Here is an 18,258-nt window from a genome sequence, read left to right as displayed (position 1 = left end):
TTTATATGAGTTTTAGTTATATTCCAGTAATAGTTACATTTAATCGAAAAGATAAACTGATAACAGCAATTCAAAGCGTATTGGATCAAACGATTAAGCCTCAAAAGGTGGTAATTGTTGATAATCATTCGGATGATGGAACTCAAGACTTGGTAAGAAAAAATTATCAGGATGAAATTGAAAATGGGTTAATCGATTATCATTATTTGCCGGAAAATATTGGCGGATCAGGTGGCTTTTCAAAGGGTGTTAAGTACGCAAGTAAATATGAAACGGATTACATTGCAGTTTCAGATGATGATGCTTTCTATAGAAAAGATTACTTTGAGAAAATATCAGATGCGGCCAAGGAGAATCCGTCGGTAAAGGCTTTCCAAGGCGTTGCTTATGATTCTAATGTTGATAAAATTTCTATTCAAGGAAAGAAAATAATAAATTGGAATAGTCTTGATTCTGAGAATATAAAAATGCAAAAACAGGATATTTATGCTGATCTTGCCACCTTTGTTGGTTTTGTTTTCACAAAGGAAATTGTAAGTAAAGTTGGATATCCTGTGGATAATTTCTTTATTTGGAATGATGATGCGGAGTATTCGTTACGTATGCGTAATATAACAAAAATTTTGCAGGTAAAAAATGCTATCGTCGATCATGCAGGAACGCAAAGAGTAGGGGGAACATTGACCCCGATTTGGAAAACGTATTATGGTTTTAGAAATAAGATTGTTTTACGTAAAAAGTATTCTAAGAGTAAATTAGCAGCACAATCAATTAATGTGTTTTTATTGGTACGACAAATAGCAGCAGCGATGCTTAAATCTTCGTATAAAGGAAAAAGACGCGCATATATAAAGGCTTTTATTGATGGTTTTAAAGACGCCCAAAAAGGAAAGATGGGAAAAAATAAAAAATATATGCCTCAACAAGGTTATTAAGGATGGTTTGAATGAAATTAAGTGTAATCATTGCAGCGTATAATGTACAGGATTATATAATTCGGTGCTTAGAATCACTAGCAAATCAAAAAATGAAAGATGTTGAGTTTCTAGTTGTTGATGATGGGTCAACAGATCAAACCGGAAAATATATCCAAGATTTTATAAATAGAGAAAATGATGACCGTTTTTCTTATTTAAAAAAAGAAAATGGAGGGTTATCCTCCGCTAGAAATTTTGGACAAGATCGAGCAAAGGGAGAATATATTTGGTACATTGATGGTGATGACTATATTGAAAACGATTCAAGATTATTAGAAAGACTATATAAAAATGCAGATGAGTCTAGCCTTGATGTTCTTATTTTTAATTTTAAATATGATGGAAGCTGGGGAGAAAAATATTCAAATAATATAGGATTATCTTTAGAACAAGAGTGCTCAACAAATGGAATTTATTATATGACAAATAGAAAATTTAATTACAGCGTATGGCATTATTTATTCAAGCGCAGTATTGTTTGTGATAATAATATATACTTTGTTGATAAGTCAACCGCTGAAGATTTAGGATATACCAGTCAAGTGTTGTTGAAAGCGAAAAAAGTAAAATATGTTCCCATTGTTGCATATGATTATATATATCGAGAAGGTTCAATAACAAAGTCTAAGAACAAGGATAAGATTATAAAAAGAATTAAAGATGTAATTTGCGAAAGTGAAAAGGTTGATTCCGAGTTAAAGGATAAAGGCATAAGGAATGGAAATTCATTAATTTCAGGATATATTGCCCAAGCATTAATGGCATGTGCGACGGGATATGTTCCAATTTCAAGAAAATCAATGCGTTTGTTTTTTAAGGGAAAGGATTTATCTATAAAGGAAAAAATTAAGGTATTTATTTTGCTTTATTTACCGAACAGTATAAGGAAAAAAGTATGTAAGAAAATAATTCTTTAATTTGTATATGGAGAGTTTATGGTGAAAAATGCAATTATTCTAGCCGCTGGATATGGGATGAGAATGGTTCCACTGAGTGTCGAGCAGCCCAAAGCTTTAATTAAAATCCAAGATGAGGTTTTAATCGAGAGAATGATCAGGCAACTTCATGAAGCGAATGTTTTTGATATAAAGATTGTTGTTGGCTTTATGAAGGAAAGTTTTGAATATCTAATTGATAAGTATGATGTTGAATTAATTGTGAATAAAGATTATGAGAATACAAATACAATGTATTCTCTTTATTTGGCGAAAAATTATATAAAGAACACCTATATTTTATCAAGTGATGTTTGGCTTAAGGAAAATATTTTTAACCATTCATCGCTAAATACTTCGTGGTATCTTTTACAAAAAAACAACCATGGAAATTTGAAAGTAAAGGATAATAGCCTTATTTATTACTCAAACCAAGGAACGTGTAAGGCGTTAGGCGGAATCGCATACGTTACTGGTAAAACGGCGGTAATGCTGAAAGAACGGTTAAGCTCTGAAAAAATCGATTATGAATTCTTCTGGGAAAAGGCACTTACTAACCAAGCAGATCAATTAATGTTGACGCCGTTTTATTTGGACTCAAAAGAGGGTGTAGAATTTAATACATACGAACAATTAGTCGAATTTCAAGAAGATGATGATCAATTACATGTTCAGGCAATTGATATCATTGAAGAATGTCTTAAAACTTCTAAGGAACACATAAAAAATATAAGAACCTTAAAAAAAGGAATGACTAATCGATCGTTTATTTTTTCTTGTAATGATGAAAGGTATATTATGCGAATTCCTGGAAAAGGAACTGATGAACTAATTGATCGTCAAGAAGAGGCTGAGGTTTATAAGGTAATTGAAGAAAAAGGCTATGGCGAACCAATATTATTTATCGATCCTAAAAGTGGCTATAAATTAACAAAGTACATGGAAAATACGCGAAATTGTGATATTGATAATTGGAATGATATTGCAAACTGTATGGAGTATCTAAAGAAGTTCCACAAAGAAGGTTTAAAAGTAAATCATACATTTGATTTGTATAAGGAAATAAATTTTTATGAGAAACTACGTGGAAAAACTTCGCTTTATTCAGATTATGATTTGGTCAAAGAGAATGTATTTTCCTTAAAAGAATATATCGATAAACAAGAAAAACAATGGACCTTATGTCATATTGATGCTAATGCGGATAATTTTTTGATTGATAAAAATGATGAACAGAAAATTACTTTAATTGATTGGGAATATGCCGGAATGCAAGATCCGCATGTCGATGTGGCAATGTTTGGTATTTATGCGATGTATGATAAAGAAAAGATGGATCGTTTAATTGATACTTATTTTGACGGAAAAGTTAGGAAAAATGTAAGAGTTAAGATTTATGCTTACATCGCTACATGTGGACTGCTTTGGAGTAATTGGTGTGAATATAAGCATAGTTTAGGAATCGATTTTGATGAGTATTCTTTAGCTCAATATCGGTATGCAAAGGAATATTATCAATACGCAAAAGAATTAATGGGAGAGTAATTCGATGGAGAAAGTTCAAAGAGCGATAATAATGGCGGCGGGGTTCGGCTCACGAATGAGACCGCTAACTTATCAGACACCTAAACCACTAATTAAGGTTAATGGGAAATCAATGATTGAAACGATTATTGAAGGATTAATCAGTAACGGTATTAGTGACATCTATATTGTTGTTGGCTACTTAAAGGAAAAGTTTAATTATTTATGTACAAAGTATGCAGGAATAAAGTTAATCGATAATCCATATTTTGATACATATAATAATATTTCTTCTCTGTACGTTGCGCGTGAATATATTGAAAATTCAATTATCCTTGATGGTGACCAATTGATTTTAAATAGTCAAATTTTAAATGATCAAATTAGTAATTCTGGATATAGCTGTGTGTGGACGGATAAGTATACTGACGAATGGCTAATGAAAGTCAATGAAGATGGGAAAGTATTATCCTGTTCTCGAAATGGCGGAAGTAACGGATATCGTCTTTATAGTATTTCGCGATGGACAAAAGCAGACGGGAAAAAATTAAAGCAGTATCTTGAACAAGATTTCAATGCGGGAAATACTGAAATATATTGGGATGATGTCGTGATGTTTCGGCATTTTGAAGATTTCGATTTAGGAATTTATCCAATAAAGTATAGTGATATTCGTGAAATCGATAATATCAATGAATTGAGTGAAGTTGATAATACATATTTACAGTACTTGAAAGAGAAGGATAATAATTTTGAAAAGTAAAAAAGATTTAATTTCAAAATTAGACATTAAAATGATCATTATTCCAATTGCAGTCCTGCTATTTATTTGTGTGTTATTTGGATTATTTCCGATTGGATCAAAAGAAACATTGGTTGCAATCCGAGGATTTTTGAGCAATCATTTAGGCTTTTTTTACATATTTATTGCATTGATTTTCTTTGTCAGTACGATATTCTTAGCATTTTCAAAGTATGGAAATATTAGGTTAGGAAATCGTGAAAAGCCGCGATACTCAAATATTAAGTGGGGACTGATGGTTTTTACTTCAACGATGTCAGCTGATGTGATCTTTTATTCTCTTTGTGAATGGATGATGTATTCGAAAGAACCTTTTATTCAAACAAATGGCGGTGTTCGGAAGATTGGACTAGCGTATTCTTTATTTCATTGGGGACCACTAGCATGGGGATTTTATATAATGCTTGCAGTTGCTTTTGGATATATGTTGTATGTCGGAAAGCGTCAGAAGCAAAAGTTTTCGGAAGCATGTCGTCCCATATTAGGAAAACGTGTCGATGGAATTTTGGGAAAGATTATTGACTTGTTAGCAATTTTCGCTTTAATTGCGGGTACAGCAACAACCTTTTCAATGTCAATGCCATTAATTACATTGGCCGCTAGTAAGATTTTGCATGTTCCAAATACTAAATTACTGACAGTTATCATTATGATTTTAGTAGTCGTAATTTATACGTCAATTGTTGTTAGAGGAATGAATGGAATCTCAAAATTGGCAACCTTATGTTCAATTTTGTTTTTTACCTTGTTAGGATACTTTTTCTTTTTTGGAGGACAAGGGAAGTACATAATTCAACACGGAATGCAATCGTTAGGATACATGGTTTCTCATTTTCCACAAATGTCACTTACAAATAATCCTATTCACCCCAATGTGTTTGCTCAAAATTGGACAATATATTTCTGGTCATACTGGATGGTATGGTGTGTTGCTACTCCATTCTTTATAGGATCAATAAGTGCAGGAAAGACGATTCGGAGCTTGATCCTTGGAGGTTACGGTTGGGGATTAAGCGGAACTTATTTATCTTTTATTATCTTAAGCAACTATGGGTTATCAATGCAGTTTAACCATCATGCTGGTATTCTGGCAACATACGATCATACAGGAAAGTATGCAGAAGCAATTTTAAAAATATTTAGTACAATGCCGTTTTCATTTTTAGGATTGATTTTACTTGCTTTAACAATGATTGGATTATATTCAACGGTTTTTGATTCGTTGACAATGGTTATTTCAACTTATTCATATAAAGAACTAATGCTTGATCAGGAGCCTGATAAAAGAGTAAGGGTATTTTGGGCAATTATGTTTATTGTTTTACCAATTACATTAGTTTTGACTGGAAATTCAGTGTATGATATTCAGTCAGTTTCAATAATTGCTGCTTTTCCAATCGGACTGGTTATGATTTTGATACTGTTAAGTTTCTATAAAGAATTAATAATTAGACGCAATCTTATGTAAAATAAATTTTTGATAGGATACTCTTTGAAGGTAACTTTGGGAAAAGAGGTAAAAAGATGCGAAGAGTAATTACATATGGGACGTTTGATTTATTACACTATGGTCATATTAGTCTTTTAAAGCGCGCTAAAGAATACGGCGATTATTTAGTTGTTGGTCTTTCGACTGATGAATTTAACATGCAAAAGAAAGATAAAAAATGTTATTTTGATTATGAAAAAAGAAAACAACTGTTGGAAGCAATCCGATATGTTGATTTAGTTATCCCAGAAAATAATTGGGAACAAAAGGAACACGATATCAAACTGTATCAAATCGATGATTTTGTAATTGGCGATGATTGGCAAAGTAAATTTGACTATTTGGAAGATACAACGGATGCAAAGGTACATTACTTACCGCGGACTCCTCGGATAAGTATAACGAAAATTTTAGATGATTTGAATGGTGGAAAATAATACTAGTATTGTAGGAGAAGCATTATGGGAAAGAAGAATAGGACACAAAGTAGGATATTAAACTCGTTTAACTATATGTTCTTAATGGCATCAGTGATTGTTTTAGTATGTAGCGTTTGGTTTATAAGTTTTCATACTAAATTGCAATCTTTAAATGCGGTTATTGCAATTCCATTGGTAATTTTACCGGTATTGTTTTTTTCCTGCTTCTTAATTTTAACATTTAAATTTTTAAAAAAAATAGATGAAAAGAAAAATCAAAAATTACAAATTATAAATGCAGTGCTAATAATAGCTATTTCTTTTCTAGTAACATATTTTGTTCAGATGACTAATCAGCTATCTGATGGCAGAAACTGCGTGATGATTTCAAAAGAATTGTCGCAAACGATGAATTGGCATAATGTCTCAAATTTTGGACTGCATTATGCATTACGTCAATGCTCTAATATGGTTCCATTAATCTACATTCAAGCACTTGTGTATAAGTTATTTTCAATGTTTGGTTGGAATTTATCAGTAACACACATGATTGCTTTGGGAACGTATTTAAATACAATAATGCTACTTCTAGCTTTTATGCTGGTGTTTAAAATGGTTGATCGACATTTTCCTAAGTACATTGGGACAGGATTAACATTTTTAATGCTGATTAATATACCAGTATTTCAGACTGTATACTATGTGTATACAGATATTCCAGCAATGCTTGCAATAATGATAATTTTAAATAGTTATGATCACTTTTTAATAATAAATGATCGAGATAAGAAGATATTTTGGTTGCTACTAATTATTATGGGTAGTTTTGTAGGAGCATTATTAAAATTTAATGTTTTAATTGCAACGCTTGCGATAGTAATCCATTATGTATTAACTAGAAGTTTAAAAAAGAGTGTGAAATTAACAGTTGCTATCTTAATACCTGTAGCATTGCTTCTAGGGGGAACGAAGAGTTTTATGGTAAGCACTTCTCCAATCCCTAAAAGTCAAATTGGACTTCCAGCAATTAACTGGGTGAATATGTCATTTAATGACGTTTCCAAAAACGGAGGTTACGATAGTCAGTATTTTAATCATACATTTAAATTGTATGATAAGTATCATACTAAAAAAGAAGTTTCAAAAGTAGAAATGTCGGAATTTCTTAAGGGAATTAGTCACCGTCCAAGTAGATACTTATATATAATATATAGAAAAATCGGAGCAACATACGGGAATGGAACGTATAGTTTTGATGATTTCTTTTCTTCAGAATATTTAGCACATCCACAACTAAAACATAGTTTATTAGGCAAGGTATTATATGGCAAATATAGAAAAGCATATCTATATACTACATATATAATTCAGTTGTCATTTTTCTTCTTAATGATGTGCGGATTTATTAAGATTATTTTCAATAAGGTAAACATAATGAACAAGCAACCTTGGATCATTGCACTTTTTGGAAACATGTTTCTATTACTGTTTTGGGAATCTCACCCGCGATATTTATTGGCTTTCTTAGGACCAATATATTTAGTATTGTGTTTAGCAGTGAGTGTTATCCTGAAAACCAGGAGAAATAAATCTTAATATTTAATGTTGATTTTTTTGTATATAATATACAACAGATAATTATTAAAAGAGGTTAAGCGTATGAATAATGATGATAACTTGTCACGGGTACAAAGTCACCGTCAAGCTCCAAAACCGAAAAAGAGAAAACACATTGTAAGAAATGTGATTTTAGGGATTTTAGCAGTTTTGATTATTTTAACCGGTGTCTTTGCTGCGACAGCTTTTCATAATTTAAAGAGTACAACTAATAAAATGTATCAAGGATCAGGAGCAAGCGATTCACGAAATAATTCTTCCTTGCTTGCTCAAAAGAAGCCCGTTTCAATTTTAATTCTTGGGACTGATACAGGGGCTTTAGGTCGTAGCTATAAAGGTCGGACAGATACGATGATGGTCATGACCTTAAACCCGAAAAAGGATAAAACAACGTTGGTAAGTATCCCACGGGATATGGAAGTTAATTTCCCTGACTTCCCGCAATACTCACCAGCCAAAATTAACTCGGCTTATACATATGGTGGTGTAAAGGAAGCCATCAAGACGGTTGAAAACCACTTTAATATTCCAATTGATTACTATATTTTGATCAATATGGGTGGCCTTGAAAAGGCCATTAATGACGTTGGTGGGGTAACCGTAACATCACCATTGACCTTTAGTTATGGCGGTTCAAGCTTCACGAAGGGTCAAGCAGAACATATGAATGGGAAGACTGCGTTGAATTTCGCCCGGATGCGTCACCAAGATCCAATGGGTGATTATGGTCGGCAAGAACGTCAACGGTTAGTAATTACCGCGTTGATGAAGAAGTCGATTTCACCATCAACCGTATTGAATAAGGACTTCCTTGATTCAATTTCTGCTCAAGTTAGAACTGACTTAACGTTAAGTGATATGAAGAAACTTGCATTTTCATATCGTGGAGCGTCAAAGAATGTTGAGAGCACATACGCTCAAGGATCAAATCAGACTCTTGATGGCATTGACTTCCAAGTTGTTTCTGTTCAAGAACGGCAACACATTTCTGATATTATTCGGAAGTCATTAGGATTGAAACCATCAACGATTCAGACTGAGTAAGTTAGTTATATATTCATATAAATGGCTTTAGGCGACTTCGCTATATAGCGGGGTCGTTTTTTTATTCTGATTATTTAAATGGAAGAGCCTTAATTTCCTTTTAGATATTTTTAGATTTGATTGCAATCAAAAACCTCGCCCGGATTTCAAGGCGAGGTTTTACTTTATTTCAATTCTGTTTTTGATTAAACATTCCCAGATCAGCGAATAACAACAATGGAATGAAGTTGAACGATGCGTCTAAGTAATGCTGATCGATTCCGGCGCTGATAAAGATGATGATGAATGCCAATTCAATTGGAAGGTAATTCATGTTCTTTAAGAAGCGGTTATTCAACATAAAGAATAAAACGATCGAGATCAGCAGCATTGGAATCCCATACATCCACAAGATTCGGAAGAATGATGCGTCGATGAAGAATCCACCGCCCCCACCAGGCTGGTAAATGTACCGCCCGGTGAAGCTGATTGGGAAGTGCTGGAAGAGTGTTTGTTCATGTGACAACCGGCCTGATAAAGCACTGTTGATCAGGCTTAGGATCTTATTACTTGGGAAGCAAGTAAACAAGAATCCAATTAAGTAGATCAGGAACATGTAAGCCAACATCGCAATATTGACCGCTTTAATACTGATTTTCTTGAACAACTGCTTGACCTTTGGATAAGCAACTAAGAAGACCATCAGTAATAGTGAAAGCAGTAAGTCGACCCGGGTTCCAGTAATCAAGTAGAACCAGAAGATGACCGCAATGAATGAAATATATTCTGGTAAGCGCAGGCGGAATTTCTTTAAAACCGCATATGCTAGTAATAAGGCTAATCCTCGAGCAGCATAATCAGTCGGATATGCCATTCCTAAAGCGTACCGGTAGACTGGTGAATATAAGCTCCGCGTGGTTGAATAGTTCCAAATCACGCCGGACAATGCCAAAATTGCAGCCACGATCATGAATGCGATGTTCGTTAACATAAAGACTTTTAAAATCTGTTCCGCTTTGACATCTTTAGCCCCAATAATGAAGAAACTAAAGTAAAATACGCTAACACTCGCGGCAACGTACGATGACATGTACAGGTAAAATTCCATTAAGAAGAAGATCACTAATTCTTGCCAGTTATGTTCATCAAGAAACAAGATCTTAATTGTCACCATCAATGCTGGAATTAATTCAAGAATAAAGATGAATCCTTGCGAGAAAAATGGAAACATCTGACTATTCTTGATCATGCTTGCGACGATGAAAATCGATAATGCAATCAAGTATAAAGCAGTGGCAACGTTCGGATGAGCTTCCTTAAATTTTCTAGCCTTCGTTGCATAGTTTGTTAAGATCGAATCCATTTACATCACCTGCTTAACAATTTGATCTAATGCGGCTTTAGTGTAGTGTCCTTCACGCAACCGCATTGCCATGTTGATGGCATTTTGTTTGATCGTCTTGTATTCGTCGTCTGTAATTTGGGCAAGCACGTCATCCAGGTCGTTTAAGTTATCGATTGCCAAGCCAACGTGGTTTTCTTCAATGAATTTTGCCATGGCGGCTTTCTTCCAGATGATTACCGGGATTCCAGAGCTCAAATACAACGATGTCTTATGCGGCGCATTGAATTGTAAATAGTGGCCGTATGTTCCAGAACAGGTATCAAGTTCATCGCCGTCCCATACAAGACCAAAGTTTTGCGTTAATTTCTTTGGCAATTCTTCAGGCGAAAGTTTTCCTTCATATTGAATGCAGTCTGGATATTGGTCTGCCGGATTGGGTCCGTACAGTGTTAACTTGGTATCCTTCAGGTTTAACTTTGTTAAGAAGGTTGACTTTTCCAAGCTTCCAGCGAAGACAACGGATTTGTTGTAATCCATATCCTGATTGATCAATTGCGGATTTTGATAATCAAAAATTCCAAGGTTAACGATTGGAACGGTGATTCCATGTTCCTTCAACCATTCAGTCATTGGTTGGTTATGGGCGATGATTCCGTCAGCCTGTTTCAAAAGCCGTAATTCATTGTCTGAGTAATTATCAGTATCATCGAACATCCGAATTCCTTCAATATCGTGGATGACGTAAACCAACTTAGCATGGGTGTACTTTTTAATGTCCTCAATTAAGTGGTTCATTAAAAAGGTTGAGTACATTGGATATTGAAAGACGATCACGTCTGCGTCGTTGGCATTCTTCAGCAGCTTAGGGATGGTGATCTTACTGTATTTAAGCTTTTGCAGTTTAGCTTTAAAGCTGCGATCTTGCGGATGAATGATAAATGGTAAAAGGATTTCCTTAAATCCATCCTGTTTCGCAAATGTAAAAACATCATTCCGGGCTTTGCGACCACCATTCATCGTGTTGTCGTCGAGGTCATTAATAATGTAGTTTTTCATTTTGATTAATTCTCCTTCAGTTCTTTAAGCGCTGTGTGCATTGCCGTTTTAATGAAGTATCCTGAACGTAATTTTTCAGCAACGGCAAGGGTATTTTGTTTCATTGTCTGATAATCTTCAGCGGTCATTTGATTCAGCCGGTCATTGATCTCATCAAGACTTGCGACGGCGAATCCGACATTATTTTCAGTAATAAACTGTGCCAGTGCGGCTTCCTTCCAAATAATTACCGGAAGACCAGAGCTTAAATACAATGATGTTTTGTGCGGATTATTGTATTTAAGGTAGTGACCGTAAGTTCCGTCACACGTTGTCGTGCTTGTTCCATCCCAAACTAAGCCGAAGTTTTGGGTCAGATGAGCTGGCAATTCGTCAGGATCAAGGCTTCCTTGATAGTTGACGTTTGGTTGGTATTGTTCAGCCGGATTCGGTCCGAAAAGGGTCAATGGGAAATCTGGATTAAATTTTGGTAAAAATTCAGATTTGGCCAAATTGCCGGCGAAAACAACGCTCTTATCAAATGAATTATTCGGATTCAATTGTTGTGGGTTGTAGTAATCAAACAGGTTTAAGTTTACGATTTTAGCATCGACATGCTGCTGATTTAACCAATCTGTCATAAATTGATTATGCGAAATGATCAAATCAGCGGCATTCAAAATGTTCATTTCATCCTGTTGGTAGCCGCCATCTTGGAACAGCCGGATACTTTCAACATCGTGGATCACAATGATCAAATTGGCATGCGTGTTCTTTTTGATTGCCGGAATCAATTTATTCATAATAAATGTTGAATAAATCGGATATTGAAAGACGATGTTATCTGCATCTTTGATTTTTTTAATGGCCTTCGGAATGGTAATCAAGCCATCCTTAAATTTCCGAATTTGGGCTCCAAGACTTTTATCTTCTGGATGGATCACGATCGGGATATTAAGTTCCTTGAATCCATCTTCGGTTAAGAACCGCGTAATGTCGTTCTTAGCCTTTTGGCCCCCGTTAAGAACCGGGTCATCAATATTTACAAGATAATTATTCATTATTTGCTCCTTGATTCGAAAAGAATTTTACATAGATAAGGTAATTATACGTCACAACAATGTGATGGAGCAACGGTAAAAGGAACGGATGTTACAGTCTATTTCGGTGATATTACAAATAATTAATCTAAGATTAACTTTATTTTGCTGGAAAAATATAATATAATACTCGGATAGTGGCTATTCTATAAGAAAGTAGGACCTTTAATGAAATCTGAGATTTATGTCGTTAGTCATAAACAGACCCGGATGCCTGAAGGAAAGATTTATTATCCGCTTCAAGTTGGACCAGCAAAGGAAAACTTTAAGGGATATTTACGGGACAATACGGGAGATAACATTGCTGATCGAAATCAGAATTACTCAGAATTAACGGCTCAATACTGGGCTGCTCATAACCGTCAAGCAGACGTTAAAGGACTTGTTCATTACCGCCGGCTTTTTTCTGACGGTGGAAGTCACTTTTTTGCAACTGTTGATCAAAAATATAACCATGTAATGAATGAAAAACAGTTGACCAAATTGATGGGCAAATATGATATGATTTTGCCAAGAAAGCGAAATTACTACATTGAAACTTCGTGGTCGCACTATGAACATATTCACCACATCAAGGATATGGAGACGACCCGGAAAGTGTTGGAAGAAAAGTATCCGGATTATGTTCCGTACTTTGACAAGTGTGTTCAACGGACGTCAGCCCATATGTTTAACATGTTCATTGCTAAGTCAGCGATTTTTGATGAATACACTGATTGGTTAATGGATGTGCTTTTCGAAGTTGAAAAACGAACAGACATTACCGGATATACGCCATATGAACGGCGGATTTACGGTTTTATCAGTGAATTGCTGATGGATGTTTGGGTTGAAAAAAATGAAATTAACTATACGGAAGTCCCAGTGATGTTTATGGGCAAGCAACATTGGGTCAAGAAGATCACGTCATTCTTAATGCGGAAGATCAAAGGAAATCCTAATAAGGATGAGAAGTAGTTTTTAGTTTGTGAGGTGGCTTTTTTGTCAGTCAAAAAACAAAATAAGGCCTATTTGTTTGTAAAGAGATTACTGGATATTGTGATTTCAGTAATTGCTTTAATTTTTTTAATACCAGTGACCTTAGTAATTTTCATTATTGATCGGTTTGGCGACAATAAAGGCCCGGTATTTTACAAACAAAAACGTGTTGGAAAAGACCATAAGATATTTTACATGTACAAATACCGGTCGATGATCGTTGGTGCGGAAAAGCGGTTGGAAGAAGACCCGCAACTTTATCAAAAATACGTTGAAAATGGGTATAAACTTCCGCCGGATGAAGACCCGCGCATTACCAAATTTGGTCGTTTCTTGCGGAAATCATCAATTGACGAATTACCGCAATTTTTCAATATTTTAAAGGGCGATATGTCATTGATCGGACCACGGCCAATTGTTGAAGATGAATTAAAAGAATACGGCGATCGGGTAGATAAGTTTCTTTCAGTTAAGCCTGGGGCAATGGGATACTGGCAAGCTTCCGGCAGAAGTAATATTATGTATCCAGAACGGTGCGACCTTGAGTTATATTATGTTGACCATGCATCATTGTGGTTTGACATTAAGGTCTTTTTTAAGAATATCGTTGCAATTTTTAAAGCCGACGGTGCTTTTTAAAGAACGTTGAGGATTAGTATGGAAGAAAAACTGAGTATAATCATTCCAGTGTATAACGACGAGAAGTATTTAAAACGTTGTCTGGATTCGATTATTAATTTAGATTATCAAAATTTGGAAATAATATTAGTGGATGATGGTTCAACGGACGATTCGCTTGCCATTATGACGGATTATGCTGCCCAAGATGAGCGGGTCAAAGCAATCAGTCAGCAAAACTTAGGCGTTTCGGTTGCCCGCAATACTGGCTTGGCACAGGCGACAGGCGACTACATCATGTTTGTCGATGCGGATGACTACGTTCTTTCACCGCTTAAGATCGTGTTGAACGATGAACAAACAGCAGATTTGAACGTTTTCGGGTTTGAATCTGGTGAAGAACAAAAGGTTGTGCGGGCGAAATATTATGATGCCAATGAATCCATGCATGCTAAAACGATGATGATGGAAAATCCAACTCAATATTTAACAGCTTGGGGAAAGATTTTTAAGTATGATTTGATCAAGAAATATAATCTGAGATTCAATACTAATCTGCGGGTCGCTGAAGATGGCAATTTCATGTTGCAATATTTGATGAAGTGTGAAACGATCAAGTTTTCATTACCGGTTGGTTATCATTATTCAAAGGATACCGAGTCGGTAATGACGACTTTTGACCGGAAGTCAGAAGATTACCTTACAGCTTTAGAGGAATCTGAACGGAATTTGGAAGGTTGTCCGGCTGAAATTCAAAAAGCATTTAATACATATGTAATGATGCACTTTAACATTATCATGGTTCATGAAACATTTGCGTCAGCCAATCCGGTTAAGTACAGTTTGAAAATTAAACAGTTAAAGCAACTTTTAAATAAACCGATTTTTAAAGAAGCTTTATCCGGAATTAAGTTGAGTGAATGCCATGGATTGCGAATGTTACCGGTGATTTTGCTTAAGATGCACGCCTACCGGTTATCATCGATTTTGTTCATTGTGCGGGCTAAGCAAAATGAAAAACAAGTTGAAGATTAATAGTGAAGAGAGTTGTGAAAAACAGCTCTTTTTTATTTTCTGTTGGAAATCATTAACTATAAATTATGATTACATCGATTATTAATACTTTGTTTTGAAAATTAAAGATAATTTATAAACTTCGTAAGACTTCCTTAATATCTCTTTACCATTTCAAAATTTTTAAATTATACAATAGCATCGAATTCATTAGGTTATGTCTTTTTTAAGAGTAAGCAATGAGTTACAAAGGGTGTGAGGAGATTTTCGTTATGAAAAAGGGTAAGAAACGCAACCTGCTGATCGTCATTGCGTCAGCAATCGTTGCGGTCTTTATTGCGGTTGGTGCTGCAATCCACGCGAACGAAATTACAACGATCAAGGGATTAAGCGGCAGTGACGCAACGGTTACAAATAGCCAGGGACAAGTGGTTGATCCTGCCACTCTGCCAGATGATGGTTGGACAGGGTACAACGTTAACTATAACTGGTCAATTCCAGATAACACGAACGTTGCCAATGGTGATACTGCAACGGTAACGTTACCTGATGGAATGGTTGTTAACCAGGATACGACCGGGGTTGTTAAAAACTCGAAGGGTGAGGTTGTTGGAACCGTTAAGTTTACCAAGGGTTCATCAACTGGAACGATCACCTTTAACGGTAAACTTGCCGGTCAATATGGTAAGCACGGAACACTGTCCGTAACAGCCGTTAAGAAGGTTAAATCATCTGCAAGTACAGCAAGCGGTTCAGCTACTGGCGGCGGATCAACAAATAGCAACCTTACTTGGGGAATCAATAAGGCCGGTTGGCTTGATCAAGGCGCCGAAAAGAATGGCGTTCCAACTAAGATTTATTGGGATATCGTTATTAATCCTCAAGGTAAATCTTTGAAGAACGTTAAGGTAACTGATACGATTGGCGACGGTCAAACATATGATAGTGGTTCAGCAACGTTCCATTCAGTTCAATACCATGAAGGTCAAGAAAGTACAAGAACTGGAACGGTCTCAGGAACAACATCAGTCAGCGGCAATACGATTACCTTTAATTTAGGTAACATTGACACGCCAGTTGAAATTGAATATGAAACAACGATTACCAACATTAATGTTAACGGTGGTAACCTCTGGAGCAATAAAGCAACGGTTACAACGACAACACCAAATGTTAAGTGGTCACGTTCAACTGACTCAGCAACTGTAAACTGGGGAACTGGTGGTACCGTTCAAAGTTACGCCGGTAAGATCGAAGTTACAAAGGTTGACTCAGTTGATAAGACAAAAGTTTTACCAGGGGCTGTCTTTGAATTAGAAAATGCAAATCACCAAGTTATTAAGACAAACTTAGTAACTGGTCAAGATGGTAAGGTTACAGTTGATGACTTACCAGACGGTCAATACTACTTAGTTGAAACTAAGGCTCCTGCAGGTTATCAATTAAGTTCAACTCCAATTCAAGTTGTAATCAGTAGCAGCAATAACCACACAGCAACACCGGTTGTTGCAGATAAGCCAGCAGTTTCAAGCAGTAGTTCAAGTTCAAGCTCAAAGAGCTCATCAAGTAGTAAGAAGAGCTCAAGTATCAAGAGCTCATCATCAAAGAAGTCAAGCTCAAGCAAGATTTCAAGTAGCAGTAAGAAGAGCTCAAGCATCGAGAGTTCATCAAGTTCAAGCAAGGTTTCAAGCAGCAGTAAGAAGAGTTCAAGTATTAAGAGTTTATCAAGCAAGAAGTCAAGTTCAAGCAAGATTTCAAGCAGCAGCAAGAAGAGCTCAAGCATTAAGAGTTCATCAAGCAAGAAGTCAAGCTCAAGCAAGATTTCAAGCAGTAGCAAGAAGAGCTCAGGCATTAAGAGTTCATCAAGCAAGAAGTTAAGCTCAGGCAAAATCTCTTCAAGTAGCAAGAAGAGCTCAAGTGTGAAGAGTTCATCAAGTAAGGAATCAAGTTCAAGCAAGATTTCAAGCAGCAGCAAGAAGAGCTCAAGCATTAAGAGTTCATCGTCAAAGAAGTCAAGCTCAAGTAAGATTTCAAGCAGCAGCAAGAAGAGCTCAAGTGTAAAGAGTTCATCAAGTAAGAAGTCAAGCTCAAGCAGGATTTCAAGCGTAAAGGCTTCAAGCAACTCATCATCAAAGAGATCAGCAACGGCTAAGAGTCACCGTGGTGGCAACCGTCCTGTAAAGAGTTCAAGTAAGAAGTCAAGCTCAATTAAGAGTTCAAGCATTAAGAGTTCATCAAGCAAGAAATCAAGTTTAAGCAAGATTTCAAGCAGTAAGAAGAGCTCAAGCATCAAGAGTTCATCAAGCAAGAAGTCAAGTTCAAGTAAGGTTTCAAGCGGTAGCAAGAAGAGCTCAAGCATTAAGAGTTCATCATCAAAGAAGTCAAGCTCAAGCAAGATTTCAAGCAGTAAGAAGAGCTCAAGTATCAAGAGTTCATCAAGTAAGAAGTCAAGCTCAAGTAAGATTTCAAGCAGTAGCAAGAAGAGTTCAAGTATTAAGATTTCATCAAGCAAGAAATCAAGCTCAAGCAAGGTTTCAAGCAGTAGTAAGAAGAGCTCAAGTATTAAGAGTTCATCAAGCAAGAAGTCAAGTTCAAGCAAGATTTTAAGCAGTAGCAAGAAGAGCTCAAGCATCAAGAGTTCATCAAGTAAGAAGTCAAGCTCAAGCAAGGTTTCAAGCAGTAGTAAGAAGAGCTCAAGCATTAAGAGTTCATCAAGTAAGAAATCAAGCTCAAGTAAGGTTTCATCAAGCAGTAAGAAGAGTTCAAGTATTAAGATTTCATCAAGCAAGAAATCAAGCTCAAGCAAGATTTTAAGCAGTAGCAAGAAGAGCTCAAGCATCAAGAGTTCATCAAGTAAGAAGTCAAGCTCAAGCAAGGTTTCATCAAGCAGCAAGAAGAGCTCATCAAGCAAGAAGTCAAGCTCAATCAAGAGTTCAAGTGAAGTTTCAAGCAAGAAGAGTTCAATGATCAAGTCATCAAGTAAGGCTTCATCAATGAAGGCTTCAAGCAAAGCATCATCAGTTGAATCAAGCAGTAAAGAAGTTGCAAGTTCATCATCAATGAAGTCAACAACAGCTAAGAGCCACCGTGGTGGGGTTCGTCCTGTAAAGAGCTCATCAAGCAAGAAATCGAGCTCAAGCAAGATTTCAAGCAGTAGTAAGAAGAGCTCAAGCGTAAAGAGTTCATCAAGTAAGAAATCAAGCTCAAGTAAGATCTCAAGCAGCAAGAAGAGCTCAAGCATCAAGAGTTCATCAAGCAAGAAGTCAAGCTCAATCAAGAGTTCAGTAAAGAGCTCAAGTGAAGTTTCAAGCAAGAAGAGTTCAATAATCAAGTCATCAAGCAAGGCTTCAAGCAAAGAATCTTCAGTTGAATCAAGCAGTAA

Annotated in this window: 15 protein-coding genes; 12 read left to right on the top strand and 3 right to left on the bottom strand. The window is 35.8% G+C overall.

Going from position 1 to position 18,258, the window contains the following annotated elements:
• Positions 1 to 5: 5 nt before the first annotated feature.
• The 8 genes from A3O17_RS05845 to A3O17_RS05810 all read left to right on the top strand — a co-directional run bounded on the left by A3O17_RS05845 (position 6) and on the right by A3O17_RS05810 (position 8,807).
• The gene (locus A3O17_RS05845; protein ID WP_064212726.1) at positions 6 to 935 is read left to right on the top strand and encodes a glycosyltransferase; all 930 of its coding nucleotides are present in this window, start codon (positions 6 to 8) and stop codon (positions 933 to 935) included.
• Between the two features lie 11 nt (positions 936 to 946).
• Positions 947 to 1,894, top strand: coding sequence for a glycosyltransferase family 2 protein (locus A3O17_RS05840; RefSeq protein ID WP_064212727.1), 948 nt, complete (start codon positions 947 to 949; stop codon positions 1,892 to 1,894).
• Between the two features lie 21 nt (positions 1,895 to 1,915).
• Positions 1,916 to 3,457 carry a phosphotransferase gene (locus A3O17_RS05835; RefSeq protein WP_064572387.1) on the top strand — a complete coding sequence of 514 codons (1,542 nt, stop codon included), beginning with the start codon at positions 1,916 to 1,918 and terminating at the stop codon, positions 3,455 to 3,457.
• 4 nt (positions 3,458 to 3,461) lie between these two features.
• Positions 3,462 to 4,199 (top strand): sugar phosphate nucleotidyltransferase, encoded by a 738-nt coding sequence (locus A3O17_RS05830; RefSeq protein WP_064212729.1) that lies wholly within the window; start codon positions 3,462 to 3,464, stop codon positions 4,197 to 4,199.
• Positions 4,189 to 5,706, top strand: a complete 1,518-nt coding sequence (locus A3O17_RS05825; protein ID WP_318529080.1) for a BCCT family transporter — start codon at positions 4,189 to 4,191, stop codon at positions 5,704 to 5,706. The genes A3O17_RS05830 and A3O17_RS05825 overlap by 11 nt, the downstream gene beginning before the upstream one ends.
• Before the next feature lie 56 nt (positions 5,707 to 5,762).
• Positions 5,763 to 6,164, top strand: coding sequence for a glycerol-3-phosphate cytidylyltransferase (tagD, locus tag A3O17_RS05820; RefSeq protein ID WP_064212730.1), 402 nt, complete (start codon positions 5,763 to 5,765; stop codon positions 6,162 to 6,164).
• Positions 6,165 to 6,188: 24 nt separating this feature from the next.
• Positions 6,189 to 7,742 (top strand): hypothetical protein, encoded by a 1,554-nt coding sequence (locus tag A3O17_RS05815; protein ID WP_064212731.1) that lies wholly within the window; start codon positions 6,189 to 6,191, stop codon positions 7,740 to 7,742.
• 63 nt (positions 7,743 to 7,805) lie between these two features.
• Positions 7,806 to 8,807, top strand: a complete 1,002-nt coding sequence (locus tag A3O17_RS05810) for an LCP family protein (protein ID WP_064212732.1) — start codon at positions 7,806 to 7,808, stop codon at positions 8,805 to 8,807.
• 169 nt (positions 8,808 to 8,976) lie between these two features.
• Here A3O17_RS05810 and A3O17_RS05805 read toward each other — a convergent pair whose 3' ends face one another.
• The 3 genes from A3O17_RS05805 to A3O17_RS05795 are packed head-to-tail and all read right to left on the bottom strand — an operon-like array spanning position 8,977 to position 12,227.
• The gene (locus tag A3O17_RS05805; protein ID WP_064212733.1) at positions 8,977 to 10,149 is read right to left on the bottom strand and encodes a hypothetical protein; all 1,173 of its coding nucleotides are present in this window, start codon (positions 10,147 to 10,149) and stop codon (positions 8,977 to 8,979) included.
• The gene (locus A3O17_RS05800; RefSeq protein WP_064212734.1) at positions 10,150 to 11,187 is read right to left on the bottom strand and encodes a sugar transferase; all 1,038 of its coding nucleotides are present in this window, start codon (positions 11,185 to 11,187) and stop codon (positions 10,150 to 10,152) included.
• Between the two features lie 5 nt (positions 11,188 to 11,192).
• Entirely contained in the window at positions 11,193 to 12,227 is a 1,035-nt protein-coding gene (locus A3O17_RS05795; protein WP_064212735.1) for a sugar transferase, read from the bottom strand.
• Between the two features lie 207 nt (positions 12,228 to 12,434).
• Here A3O17_RS05795 and A3O17_RS05790 point away from each other — a divergent pair, with 207 nt between their 5' ends.
• The 4 genes from A3O17_RS05790 to A3O17_RS05775 form a co-directional block, all read left to right on the top strand.
• Positions 12,435 to 13,223 (top strand): DUF4422 domain-containing protein, encoded by a 789-nt coding sequence (locus A3O17_RS05790; RefSeq protein ID WP_064212736.1) that lies wholly within the window; start codon positions 12,435 to 12,437, stop codon positions 13,221 to 13,223.
• 24 nt (positions 13,224 to 13,247) lie between these two features.
• On the top strand, positions 13,248 to 13,883 hold the full coding sequence (locus A3O17_RS05785; RefSeq protein ID WP_155728900.1) for a sugar transferase: 636 nt from the start codon (positions 13,248 to 13,250) through the stop codon (positions 13,881 to 13,883).
• An 18-nt stretch (positions 13,884 to 13,901) separates the two neighbouring features.
• Positions 13,902 to 14,897 (top strand): glycosyltransferase family 2 protein, encoded by a 996-nt coding sequence (locus A3O17_RS05780; protein ID WP_064212738.1) that lies wholly within the window; start codon positions 13,902 to 13,904, stop codon positions 14,895 to 14,897.
• Between the two features lie 251 nt (positions 14,898 to 15,148).
• A partial coding sequence (locus A3O17_RS05775; protein ID WP_064572386.1) for a SpaA isopeptide-forming pilin-related protein occupies positions 15,149 to 18,258 on the top strand: 3,110 nt, incomplete at its 3' end.

This window comes from Ligilactobacillus aviarius, from assembly GCF_001654615.1.
Taxonomy (GTDB): domain Bacteria; phylum Bacillota; class Bacilli; order Lactobacillales; family Lactobacillaceae; genus Ligilactobacillus; species Ligilactobacillus aviarius_B.
This window is presented reverse-complemented; position numbering and strand designations above follow the sequence as displayed.

Excerpts from the sequence above, each read along its gene's own strand:
- A3O17_RS05845 (WP_064212726.1), top strand. The coding sequence starts at position 6 with ATGAGTTTTAGTTATATTCCAGTAATAGTTACATTTAATCGAAAAGAT.
- A3O17_RS05840 (WP_064212727.1), top strand. The coding sequence starts at position 947 with ATGAAATTAAGTGTAATCATTGCAGCGTATAATGTACAGGATTATATA.
- A3O17_RS05830 (WP_064212729.1), top strand. The coding sequence starts at position 3,462 with ATGGAGAAAGTTCAAAGAGCGATAATAATGGCGGCGGGGTTCGGCTCA.
- tagD (WP_064212730.1), top strand. The coding sequence starts at position 5,763 with ATGCGAAGAGTAATTACATATGGGACGTTTGATTTATTACACTATGGT.
- A3O17_RS05815 (WP_064212731.1), top strand. The coding sequence starts at position 6,189 with ATGGGAAAGAAGAATAGGACACAAAGTAGGATATTAAACTCGTTTAAC.
- A3O17_RS05810 (WP_064212732.1), top strand. The coding sequence starts at position 7,806 with ATGAATAATGATGATAACTTGTCACGGGTACAAAGTCACCGTCAAGCT.
- A3O17_RS05805 (WP_064212733.1), bottom strand. The coding sequence starts at position 10,149 with ATGGATTCGATCTTAACAAACTATGCAACGAAGGCTAGAAAATTTAAG.
- A3O17_RS05800 (WP_064212734.1), bottom strand. The coding sequence starts at position 11,187 with ATGAAAAACTACATTATTAATGACCTCGACGACAACACGATGAATGGT.
- A3O17_RS05795 (WP_064212735.1), bottom strand. The coding sequence starts at position 12,227 with ATGAATAATTATCTTGTAAATATTGATGACCCGGTTCTTAACGGGGGC.
- A3O17_RS05790 (WP_064212736.1), top strand. The coding sequence starts at position 12,435 with ATGAAATCTGAGATTTATGTCGTTAGTCATAAACAGACCCGGATGCCT.
- A3O17_RS05780 (WP_064212738.1), top strand. The coding sequence starts at position 13,902 with ATGGAAGAAAAACTGAGTATAATCATTCCAGTGTATAACGACGAGAAG.